The sequence below is a fragment of the Prosthecobacter sp. genome (assembly GCF_034366625.1).
GTDB lineage: Bacteria > Verrucomicrobiota > Verrucomicrobiia > Verrucomicrobiales > Verrucomicrobiaceae > Prosthecobacter.
In genome coordinates this window covers 1-11,967 of the sequence record NZ_JAXMIH010000015.1, presented here as the reverse complement: position 1 = coordinate 11,967, position 11,967 = coordinate 1, and the positions used below count along the sequence as shown (strand labels likewise).

Here is an 11,967-nt window from a genome sequence, read left to right as displayed (position 1 = left end):
CATGAATTCCGCCCCCAACATTCTCACACGCCGCAGCTTTGCCCGCAGCCTCGGTGGCCTCGGCCTCGGTGCCGCCGCCTACAGCAGCACCATCCGCGACCTGCGACTGATCAACTCCGTCATGGCGGCACCCACCGGCCCCTCTCCCACCGACTACAAGGCGCTCGTCTGCCTCTTCCTCTCCGGCGGCAATGACTCCAACAACTGGATCGTCCCCACCGACACCACCACCTTCAACAACTACACCTCCATCCGCGGCAATCTCGCGCTGCCACAGTCCTCGCTGCTGACCTTGCGCACCGGCCCTGGCGGCGCTGATCCCGCCTATCAGGACGCGGACGGGCACAATTACGGCTTCCATCCAAACTGCGGCGAACTCCAGACTCTCTTTGGCGAAGACAAGCTCGCGACCGTCTTCAACATCGGCACCTTGGTCCGCCCCATCACCCGCGCGCAATACCTTTCCAGCGCCACCGGCACCAAGCCCCCGCAGCTCTTCTCTCACAGCGATCAGGTCACCCAATGGCAGACCTCCATCCCCGATCAGCCCCCCGCCACCGGCTGGGGCGGGCGTGTGGCCGATCTCCTCAATGCTTGGGCCAATCCCAGCGGCAGCCTTTCCATGTCCGTCTCCCTCAATGGCGCGAACACCTTGGAAATCGGCAATCTGGTCTCTCAATACCATGTCTCCACCACTGGGGCCGTCACTTTGAGCGGCAACTTGATGAGCGGCACTGGCACCCGCGTCCGCGCCATGCGTGACATCCTCGCCCTCAGCAACACCAACCTCCAGCGCAAGGCCTACGCCCAGGTGCTCGACCGCGCCATCTACACCGGCGATCTGCTCAACACCGCCATCGCCCCCACCGCCCTCGACACCTTCTGGACCGTCCCCTTCCCGGTCACCACCCTCGGCAACCAGCTCAAAATGATCGCCCGCTTGATCCAGGCCCGCGGCCCGGCGGCCTTCAACATGCATCGTCAGATCTTCTTCTGCTCGGTCGGCGGTTACGACACCCACACCTCCCAGGTCACGTTCACGCCGACCCTCAACACCACCACCGGCAGCCACGCCACGCTCCTCAACGAGGTCAGCGAGTGCATGTTTGCCTTCCAGCGCGCCATGGAGCAGCTCGGAGAATCCAGCAACGTCACCACCTTCACCGCCAGCGATTTCTCCCGCACCTTCCCTACCAACAGCCAGGGCAGTGACCACGGCTGGGGCGCGCATCACCTCGTCATGGGCGGTGCCGTCCAAGGCGGCCGCACCTTCGGCAAGCTGCCCACTTTTGCCATCAACGGCCCCGATGACACCGGCACCGGGCGCTGGATTCCGACTCTTGCGGTCGATCAGCATTCCGCCACTCTCGCGAAATGGTTTGGCGTCCCTGACTCGGACATCCCGGTGCTCTTCCCAAACATCGGCCGTTTCTCCACTGCGGATCTCGGCTTCATGAATCCGTGAGGATGAAGAAATCGCTTCTGCTGGCAGTTCTCATCATCTGCACCGCCGTAGTCGCGGTCTTCCTGCTGCGTCCGCGAGATGCAGCCCCGCCTTCGACGCCAGAGATTTCCCCCGCGTCTTCCCCTGCGGCGAAATCGCCGGACGTGACGCAAAAAGTGAGTGCTCCCGTCATGCCGCCACCTTCGGTGCCACCGGCAGCATCACCGCCCGTCGTTCCAGCGTCGCGCACACCTCCTCCCCCGCGCGAGGATCATCCCGCGCGCGTCGAGGCCGACTCCATCGCCCTCAATCTCCGCCACTTTGGCCAGCGCTTCGGCGGCAATCCCGTCGGCACCAACGCCGAGATCGTCAAAACCCTCAACGGCGGCAATCCCCAAGGCGTGCGCTACCTCCCGCAGGAAAATGTGCGCCTGAATGACCAGGGCGAATTGATCGACACCTGGGGCACGCCCTACTTCTTCCATCAGTTGTCCGCCCAAAAGATGGAAATCCGCTCCGCCGGTCCCGACAAAACCCTCTGGACACGGGACGACATCATCGCGCAGTGATCTCCATGCACCGGCATTTTGTTTTCTGCTTTCTGCTTTTCCATTTCTGCTGTCACGCTCGCGCCGATCTGCCCGTCCCGCCCCAGGTGCTCGATCCCCAGACCGCTGCCGAAGCTTGGAACGTCATCCGCCTTTCCACCGGCAATGTCGCACGGCTGCTCAAAGAAGACCGCCTGCAGGAAGCCCCGCAGCAGATTTCCCTGTGCAGCCCTGCCCTGCGTCTGCTCGCGCGTGCTTCCACCGCTCCCGAACATCGTCAGTTGATCGACCAAAACACCGCCCTGGCCTTCCGCCTCGTCAACGACATCGCCCAGGCCGGCATGGCACAGACTCAAGCCACCGCCACCGCCAGTTTCGCACGTTTACAGGCCACGCTCGACGAATTGAAACCCGCCTTCGACCCGGCGGACGTCAACGCCGAGATCCACGTCTGCCCGCAGCATCCCGAACGGCTCTCGACCAAATCCGACGCGACCTGCCCTGTCTGCGGTGGCGTGCTGCGCGTCCGCCGCATTCCCTACACCGACGTCAACCCCACGCCGGTCACATCACTGACCAAGCTCAGCCTCGAATCCGAGGCCGTGCTCACGCAAGGCGTCGAAACACGGCTGCGCACCCGCTTGCAGACCATCGCTGGTCCACCCCTGGCCTCACATCAGCTCGTGTCGCTGCACGGCGCGCCCGTCCGCTTTCTGCTCGTGGACCAGACCTTGCAGGACTTCCATCTCCTCACTCCCACAGGCATGGATTCTCCAGGAATCTTCGAGTTCGCCTTCACTCCGGCCGTTGCCGGTCCCTACCGCCTGTGGGCCGAGATCGCCCCCGCTGAAACCGCGCTCCCTGAATATCCCGCCACCGACCTCGGCGGCGAGTTCAAGATCGTGAGCCGCGCCACCCGCGATTTTCTCGATGTCGTCAGCACCACCGTCGGCGGCTTTCGGTTTGACCTCACCTTCACCGGCGGAAACGGCGGCTCACCACCGCTGCGTCAGGTCAGCCTGATGCGCATCCACGTCAGCGACTCCTCTGGCCAGCCCGTCACCCGCCTGGAGCCTTTCATGAGCGCTTTCGCTCATCTCACCGGCTTTTACGACGACGGCAAAACCGTCCTCCGCCTCCACCCCGTCGGCGGCGACATCCTGCGCGAAGATCTGCGCGGCGGCCCCTGGCTCGCCTTCAAGATCCGTCCGCCGCAAGTCGGCTTCATCCGCTTCTTCTGCCAAGTGCGCGTCGATGGCCGCGTCATCACCGCCCCCTTGGGCGTGAACATCGTGCGCTGAAAAAGCGGCGTCGATGTTCTCTTCGGAGGCGACAGCCTCACGGCGTCGGCACACGGAAGACCTTGCCGGTGTAAGGGCATCTGACCGCCGTGCCCACAGACAGGCCCGTGACATCCACGAACTGCTGGTGGGGAGCATGCGGGCTGATCACGAAACCGGGACGTCCAGGAACGGCGATGCCATAGGGACGTTCAGCAATGGGAGCATGGATGACGTGAACGACCGGCAACGGCGGCTTCCGCACGAGCTTCACAGCCGTGTATGAGGCCACCTTCTGCTGCTGCGACGTGACAGGAACGATGAAAAGCCTGTGGCTGTAGGGGCACCAGGCTTTCGATCCCGGCGCCAGGCCTCGCACATCCACCAGACGCGGCGGCTGAGTGTAGGGGGTGCGCACATATCCCGGCAGTCGAGGAATGACCAGCCCGACTGGCAGGACATCGCACCGGCGCCATGAAATGGATGGCGGGTGGGCACGGGCGGAGAGGCTGCTCAGGCACAGTGCCATCGTGAAAACGGCCAAGGCAATGTTCTTGAGGCTGGAGGAGAGAGTCGTTTTCATGCCCGTTGCTGGTTCTGCCAGTCTCCCACATTACGCCGCCAAGCGCACGAAGGATGAGCGAACAGGAGCGTGCATCGGAGCGGCCTTTTAAAGCAGCGCACCTCGGCCTGGTTCGCGTCGGTGGCCGTGACGCCGTCTGAAAAAAATCTAACACTCGGCGGAAAGGATGGACAAAGAGCGGACCAATCTGCTATTTTATAATTTCCACAATAATGAACCAGCCTTCCTTTTTCTCTCTTCGTACGTCTTGCCTGACAGCCGTACTGATTCTGAACACTCTCCTCGGCATCACTGCCCATGCGCAGACCAACCGCCGGGGTGAGGCGTTCCCGCTGCAATCCTTCGCCAAGCACAGCCGTGGAACTGAAATCCCCGCCTTGCTGGGATCACGGCTGAAGCAAGTCGCCGCGTGGTATGACCGCACCGATGCCGAGCTGCGCGATCTCTGTCAGAAGGAAAGAACCCTCCGCATGGACCGCCAGGGCCGCCTTCATTTTGTGTGCGAGGGCCTGCTGCCCTTGCAAAACGCCGTGGCCAACGCCGAGACGACGACCACTGGCACCACAATCCCCTCCGGCCCCTTCCCCGTGGACCAAACCTTCCTGCTGCACAGCAAGCCCGGCGCCAGCAAGGTCATCTACCTCGACTTCGACGGTCACACCACCTCCGGCACCTACTGGAACAGCAACTTCACCAGCGGCGCGAACATCGTGACGCCGCCCTACAGCACCGACAGCACGACGACTTCCTTCACCACAACAGAACTCAACAACATCCAGGCCATCTGGCAGCGCATCGCGGAGGACTTCGCCCCGTTTGACGTGGACGTGTCCACACAGGATCCTGGACTCGAAGCGTTGCGTAAAACGACCACTTCGGACACGCAATTCGGCGTGCGCGTGTGCATTGGTGGCAGCAGCTACGATTGGTATGGCGCGGGTGCTGGAGGCGTGGCCTACCTGAACTCCTTCACTTGGAACTCGGACACCCCCTGCTTTGTCTTCACCGCCCAGCTCGGCAGTGGCAACGTCAAATACACCGCCGAGGCCGCCAGCCACGAGGCCGGTCACACCTTCAATCTCAGCCACGACGGCCAGGTGGCGCACGACAACATCGCAGCAGTCGGTTATTACCAAGGCCACGCCAACTGGGCACCCATCATGGGCGTGGGCTACTACAAGGACGTCACCCAGTGGAGCAAAGGCGAGTACCCTTACGCGAACAACACGCAAGACGACACCGCCATGATCGCCGGCATCACCGGTTACCGCGTTGACGAACACGGTGACAGCATCGTGAACGCCACACCGCTGACCGGCACGACCATCGACGCCGCCGGCATCATCGAGCGCCGCACGGATGCGGATCTCTTCGGCTTTACGACAGGCGCGGGTCCGATCTCCTTCAATGCCACGCCCGCAGCACTCTCGCCCAATCTCGACATCCAGTTCGCTCTCTACGACGGCCTCGGCAACCTCGTCACTTCCGCCAATCCCACCACACTCGGCGCTGCTTTGAGTGCCACGGTCACCCAGGGCACCTATTACCTCGCCATCGATGGCATCGGCACCGGTGATCCTCTCACCGCTTACAACGACTACGGCAGCCTCGGCCAGTTCCGCCTCACCGGCAGCATCATTCCGGTGGATGGGCAGGTTCCCATCGCCGTGGCGGATGCCTCCGCGCCCACAACGGGCACAGCCCCGCTCGCAGTGAACTTCTCCAGCGTCGGCAGCTACGATCCCGACGGCAGCGTTACCGCCTACGACTGGGATTTTGGTGATGGCACCGGCTCCACCGCTGCCAACCCCGTCAAATCCTACTCCGCCCCCGGCACCTACACCGCCTCCCTCGTCGTCGTGGACAACAGCGGCCTGTCCTCGGTGGCGGACACCGTGACCATTGTCGTGCAGAACAACAGTGTCGTTTATGTCGCCAACATCGCCATGAGCCGCAGCTCCACCAAGCAGGGCTACGCCGCCACCGCCACCGTCACCGTGAGGGATCAAAACGGCGCGCTCAAGTCCGGTGCCACCGTCACCGGCCAGTGGAGCGGCCTCACCACCGGCACCGTGTCCAAAAACACCAGCCGCACTGGCACCGCCGCGCTCACCTCCATCCGCACCAAAAACCGCGGCACCTTCACCTTCACCGTCACCGGCATCACCCTCTCCGGCTTCACCTACTCTCCCACCCGCAACACCGAGACCTCCGACTCCATCGCCACCCCGTGAGCGGCGATGTCTGACACCAGCTCGGCGTATGGGCATCATCCGTCACTGCCGGTCCACCCGCAGCCGCACAAACTTTCGGTCATTCGCTCCTGCGACCAGCGTCTGCTTCGCCGTCACGAGTTTCACCGTGCCGGAGAGCGTGTTGTCAGAGATGATCGAGCCGCCATTCAGTCCTGTCGCTGCGGCACCGCCGACGCTTTGAGCGATGGTGGTCCAAGTGGTGAGGTCGGTGCTGGTCTGAAGCTGGTAAGTGAGATCGGTGGCGGCGCTGTCACGCCGGAAGGTCACGGTGAGATCCGTGGCACCACCCGCCGCCGGTGTCTGGCCCGTGCTGAAATCACTCGACGCATTGAAGACGATGGGACTGAAGCCATAGGCATACTCGATCTGGTTCTTGACGCCATCGCCGTCGTTGTCGCCTTCGGGATCGACGAACTGGCCGGGGACGTTGCTTGGGAAATACGTCGTGAGCCATGACTCGAAGGGAGTGGCGGGCGGGGCGGAATACGCCGTGTGATTCACCGTCAGCTTTGGCCGGACGCTGGCAGTGGACGCCTCACCGCTGTAAATGCGTTTGGCCGTCTGCGCATTGGCTTCATCCCCCAGCAGAATCCAGCCGAAGTTGGTCGCTGGCGTGCCGACCCAGTTCTGCACATCGGCGGTGAGCTGCACCCCGGACCACGTTCTTGCACCGCTGGTGCCCACATCCGTGGTGGCGGTTGCGGCTGGCACATAATCACCGCCAGGAGTGGTCCAGGTCTGGGTGCTAAAGAAGCGGTGAGTCCAGGTGGCATCGTTGGGGGTGGCGGCCACTCCGGTGCCGCCGGTCGGGTTGGCGAACGAGGTGCCTTCACCCCAGTCTACATTGAGGCGGAACAGACTCATCGGCGTCGGGTCACCAAAGCCGAACTCCACCGTGAGCTGAAGGCTGGCAGAGTCCACCGTCGTCGTGCCGCTGGGGAGGCCGGTGAGGTCAAAGGCCAGCAGGCCGCGCCGGGGATTGGAACTGGCGGTGTTCCCGGCATAGATGCGCTGGCCCTGCGCATTCGAGTTGTTCGCCACTTCTGCAAACATGGTGTTGTCCTTGCTCGGTTCGAGTGTCGCCGTGCCAGAAGCTCCCGGGATGGCTGCCACGATCTTGTACACTCCGCCGGCTGGCATACCGGCGTCGAGTGCCAGCACGCCCGCCGTGGTTTTCAACCCCACATAGATCTCCCCGCTCTCATCTTCTCCCAGACAGTAGATGCGCTGCCCGACGATGGGATTCGTGCCAAGGAGCGGCAACGCCTGCGTGAGCGTGAAGACGCCGCTGAGCGGCGCGGTTTCTTCCAGCCCCATCATGCGGCCATTGGAGGCGCCCGAGGTCGTGCCATAGTCACCGAAGACATACTTCCCTTGCAGCGCCGGGATCGCGGCACCGCGGTAAATGAAGCCGCCCGTGATGGAAAGGCCGAGCTTCGGCAGCAGCGTCGGCGGGTCCCCCACCGGGATGTTGGTGTGAGCATACACCGCGATGGGATCGACGAGCGCGTCGAGGTCGGCTTGCGGCAGCGTCATGTTGGTGCCTGGAGGGGAGGCAGCGGCGGCGTTCGAGGAAAACAGCGGGAACTCCAGGCCTTCCTTGTAGCGCCAGCCGTAGTTGCCGCCCGCGACAATGATATCGACCTCCTCGACGCGGTTGCCGCCCACATCACCGCAGAACAGGCGGTTCGTACCGCCGGGGCGTTTGTCGAAGGAGAAGCGCCACGGGTTGCGCAGGCCGTAAGCATAGATCTCTTTTTTGAGGCCCGGTGTCAGATCATTGAAGAAGGGATTGTCGGTCGGGATGCTGTAGGTCAGCGGGCCGGCACCGTCTGGATCCAAGGGGTCGATGCGATGGATTTTCCCGAGGTAGCGCGTCTTGTCCTGCCCGTTGCCGAGGGCGTCGGTGGGCTTGGCTCCGCTGCCGCCCGTGTGACCGACGTTGTTGTCCTCCTGCTGGCCGCCATCACCGCAGCCGAAGTATAGATAGCCGTCCGGGCCAAACTCGACCTGGCCGCCGTTGTGGTTCGATTGCGGCTGGGTGAAGACCAGCAGCCGCCGCTCGGAGGCCGGATCGGCAACGTTGGGGTTCGACGCTGAGACCTGGAACTCGGCGATGATCGTGACGCAGTTCGGCGTGTGGTCCGCCACCGGCGGCGGCGGATCGACTCCCGCGACGTAGGCCTTGTTGTAGTTGAGGTAAAACTTCCCAAAGCCGGGCAGCGGCTGATGGTTGATGTCCTTCTTGTTGTAATTGGGGTGAAAGGTCAGACCGAGCAGGCCACGCTCGCTGTAGTTGGTACCGACAGACAGCACCGGGCCGGGACCGTTGTTCGGTGGCGTGTTGCTGGCGCTGGCGATGTTGAGGAACGGCGTGGGCAGCAGCATGCCGCCCTGAATGATGTGGATCTTCCCTGGCTGGTCGCAGACAAAAAGACGTCCGCTGCCGTCCCCTGCGGATGTGATGGTCGTTGGAGCGTAGATCTGCTTCAGCACAACGGGTTTCAGATAAAGCGTCGGAAACGCCGCCTGCGCCTGCCGTTGCATCAACCCGGTCAGCAGCAGACCGGTGAGAAGTGTGAATCGAAGGAGCATGAGAGCAGCTTGGTTGAAAGCCAGATTACCGGTCCGTGGGGGCCGGTGTCGATACAAACCTTCGGTCCGTCAGTGCCGCGCCCACGCATGGCTCACGCACTCGTATTATGGCCCCGTGACTTGGATGCGATAAAACGCCTGGCCTGCCAGTGTGGCGGGGTCGATCAGGGTCACAGTGGCGTCAGATGCCAGCGGACCTTGCGGGCTCCCCACAGGTGTCCACGATTCTGCAGTCATCGTCGCGTTGCGCTCCAGGAGGTAGGTGCGCCCGGTCTTCCCGGCGGTGGTCAACGTGAAGGTGCTGCCGCTCTTCTGCGCGGTTTGCACCTTGAACACATCCGTGTTGCTGTTCGGATTTGTCCCTGCGGTGTATTCGGCGGCGTTGTTGAGTCCGTCGCCATCAGGATCGGCGGCGTCCGCGCCGCTGCCGCTGTTCGTGCTGCTGCCAAAGTTCGCCTGCCGCCAGCTTTCCTGCGGACTCAAGACCACTGACAAATCGTAGCTGTAGGTGATGGTGGCGAGTTGCCCGCCAACCACCGTCACACTCGGCGATGTGGGGGCCTGATAGCCCGCCACCGTGGTCAGTTGCAGCACATAACTCCCGGCGTTCAGCCCGCTCTTCTGCGCGCCACTGGCACGGTAACTCGTTTCAGGACTCAAGCGCCAGCCGCCCCCGGCGCTGATCGCAGCCGCTGGTTCGATGAGCACCTTGAGCGCCCCCGGGTTACCCGCGCTGCCGATCACGCTCACACTGGTGTGCGTGATGCCGCCGCCGGTGTTGTTGCCGCCACCGTTGCCGCTGACTTCCGCGCGGTTGAAGAGATCAATCACCGCGCTGTCAATCGCGCGCACCACGGTTTGATTCGTCCCGCCGAGATAGATCGCGGCCGGGTAGTAGTTCCCGCCCTGATACTGCACGCACAAGGGCCCGCCGCTGTTCCCGCCGCTGCTGCGGATGCCCGCAGTCGTGAACGTGCGGCCAAACGCGGCGGTGAACACCACATTCGCCGGTGCCGTGGCATGCATGCGCCCCTGGCTCGTCGTGGCGATGCCATCGACCGGGTAACCCACCAGCATCTTGTTGGCATTCGAGAGCAGAAACTCGTTGTCATTCAAATCACTCGCCAAAAAGCCGCCGTAACCGCCACGGCCTGCGTCTTCCTCGAAGTACAGCGCCGCCACGTCGAGATGCTGCGACTGCGGTGACGAGGTGCCTGGTGAGTTGTCGAGGATGCGCTGCGCTGCGTAGCCGTCGAAGATGTAATACCCGCGTGGAGTCTGCGGCTTCGGCTCGTAGGTGCCGCGATGCCGTTGAAACAGCCATTGCAGCCCCTGCACGGCGGCGAGCGTGCCATCATCAAAGACGACATGGCCTGCGGTGGCCACCACCCGTGCTTTGACGACGAAGACGGTGCTCGATCCCACCGCGCTGCGGATCTGGCCCACATGCGCATACGGTTTGGTTTGATCCGTGGCGACGGCGGAGAAGGCGAGTTCGGCGGGCGGAACGCCGGTTGGCGTTTCCGCGATGAAATAGGTGATCGTCAGCGCGCCGGTCTGGTTGGCGCTGATCGTGGCGTTGGCGTTCGGCGGTGTGGTGTGGCCGGAGACCGGTTTGCACTCGATGAGATAACTGCCGGGGATCAAACTGGTGAGCGTCGCGCCGCTGTCGCGCCACTGCGTGTCATCCTCGCCCAGCAGCCGCCACTGCGCGCGTCCGCTGCCGGTGGTGATGGAGTCGGGCTTCAGCGTCACGCTCAGCCCGCCGCTGCCGGTGACGGCGGCCTCGTAGTAATCACGCGCGAGCACCGTGGCCGCCTCCCCGCTGATCACACTGACGACCTCCTGCGGCGGCTGGATGTGCCCCGGCACCGGACGGAACTCGATCTCCCGCGTCCCTGTCGTCAAACCGCTGGCCGGCACGCCGGAGGCGCGCCACTGCTGCTCACCGATGAAACGCCAGCCGTGCAGCAGGCCCGCAGGCGCGAGATTGACGAAGACGAAACCCTGCGCGTCCGGCGCGGCACTGGGGAAGGTTTGATTCAAGCCTGAGAGCAGATCCAGGGTGAAGGTGCCCACGCCGCTGGTGGTCGTGCCGCCTGCGTTCACCGCGCGCAGCCGGTAGTGGTACGTCACACCTTGAGAGAGATTGAGCAGGCTGCCATTCACCGGCGTGTCCACGTCACCCGTCACGGTGGCCGGGGTGGTAGTGACGCTGGCGGGAAACGTCACGCCATCGGTGCCGTAGTCGAAGAACACCTGCGCGTCCGCATTGTGCGCCCGCACCGTTCCGCTGAGACGAACGCTTGTGGTACTCAGCGGTGCAGCACCACTGCTGGACACGCTCGGAGCCGGAGCCTGCGCCACGAAGGTTTGATCCAGCCCCTCGATGGGGACAGGCGTGCCGGAGTTGTTGGCAACGACGCGAAAATGATAGGTGCCGTTGGCGACGAGGCCCGTCACCATGGCGAACACTGTGACCGCTCCCGTTCCTGCTGGGATGGTCTGCACGGAAGTGGTCTCGGTGTAGATGCTCGTCAGGCCGTAGTCGAAAGAGACCGTGGTCACACGTCCATTGGGAAAGACCACCCCGGCCAGCGTGGCTTCCGAGGCGCTCACCGTGGTGGCAGCAGCCGTGACTGCCACGGGCGGATCAGGGGCGGTGGTGAAGGTAGCGTCGCTGCCATAGGTGGTGCCGCCGAACAGCGTGGCGGCATTCACCGCGACAAGACGGAAGTGATAGGTCGTGTTCGGAGCCAGTCCGGTGATGCCAGCGCTGAGGTTCACCGACGTGGTGCCGTTGCCACAAGCCTGATCCGCAGTCACGCTGCCGTAATTCGACGTGAGTCCGTATTCAAAGTGGGCCGTAGTCGCCAGACTGTTGGGATTGGCGCTGCCAGCCAGCGTGGCGGCAGTCTTGCTGACGTTGCTTGCCACACCAGTCTTGGTGATGGGCGGCTGGTCACTGCCAAAATACCTGGCGAGGGTGAAGACGTACTTGCTGCCGTTGTAGGAGTAGCCTGCGACCACGATCCTGCCGTCGGTCTGCAAGACGACACTATGCGCGACGGCAGCTTCGCTGCCGATGTGGGTCGTCACCTTGCCAGTGCTGTGAAAGCCCGTGTCGAGGCTCAGATCCGCATTGTAGCGCACCAGCGCGAAGTCATACGCGTTGGTGTTGCCGTTGTAGGACGCTCCCACGGCAATGATCCTGCCGTCTCCTTGCACGACACCACTTTTGCTAGAGTCGATCCCGATGCCA

General features: G+C 63.4%; 6 protein-coding genes and 1 pseudogene. 4 read left to right on the top strand and 3 right to left on the bottom strand.

Features of this window, described 5'->3' with window-relative positions; translation table 11 throughout:
- Position 1 precedes the first annotated feature (1 nt).
- Genes U1A53_RS17545 through U1A53_RS17535 form a run of 3 tightly spaced genes read left to right on the top strand, consistent with a single transcriptional unit; the run spans position 2 to position 3,293 of the window.
- Positions 2–1,465: a DUF1501 domain-containing protein gene (locus U1A53_RS17545; RefSeq protein ID WP_322282971.1), complete on the top strand. Its 1,464-nt coding sequence runs from the start codon at positions 2–4 to the stop codon at positions 1,463–1,465.
- A 2-nt stretch (positions 1,466–1,467) separates the two neighbouring features.
- Positions 1,468–2,013 carry a hypothetical protein gene (locus U1A53_RS17540; RefSeq protein WP_322282969.1) on the top strand — a complete coding sequence of 182 codons (546 nt, stop codon included), beginning with the start codon at positions 1,468–1,470 and terminating at the stop codon, positions 2,011–2,013.
- A gap of 5 nt (positions 2,014–2,018) precedes the next feature.
- A complete protein-coding gene (locus U1A53_RS17535) occupies positions 2,019–3,293 on the top strand; it encodes a hypothetical protein (protein WP_322282967.1) in 1,275 nt (424 codons plus the stop codon).
- A 37-nt stretch (positions 3,294–3,330) separates the two neighbouring features.
- Here the strand turns inward: U1A53_RS17535 and U1A53_RS17530 are convergent, their stop codons facing one another.
- On the bottom strand, positions 3,331–3,855 hold the full coding sequence (locus U1A53_RS17530) for a hypothetical protein (RefSeq protein WP_322282966.1): 525 nt from the start codon (positions 3,853–3,855) through the stop codon (positions 3,331–3,333).
- A gap of 212 nt (positions 3,856–4,067) precedes the next feature.
- Between U1A53_RS17530 and U1A53_RS17525 the strand changes: the two genes are divergently transcribed.
- Positions 4,068–6,089 (top strand): PKD domain-containing protein, encoded by a 2,022-nt coding sequence (locus U1A53_RS17525; protein ID WP_322282965.1) that lies wholly within the window; start codon positions 4,068–4,070, stop codon positions 6,087–6,089.
- 42 nt (positions 6,090–6,131) lie between these two features.
- Here the strand turns inward: U1A53_RS17525 and U1A53_RS17520 are convergent, their stop codons facing one another.
- Positions 6,132–8,705: a PQQ-dependent sugar dehydrogenase gene (locus U1A53_RS17520; RefSeq protein WP_322282963.1), complete on the bottom strand. Its 2,574-nt coding sequence runs from the start codon at positions 8,703–8,705 to the stop codon at positions 6,132–6,134.
- 105 nt (positions 8,706–8,810) lie between these two features.
- Positions 8,811–11,967: pseudogene (locus U1A53_RS17515) on the bottom strand (hypothetical protein); the annotation flags it as partial.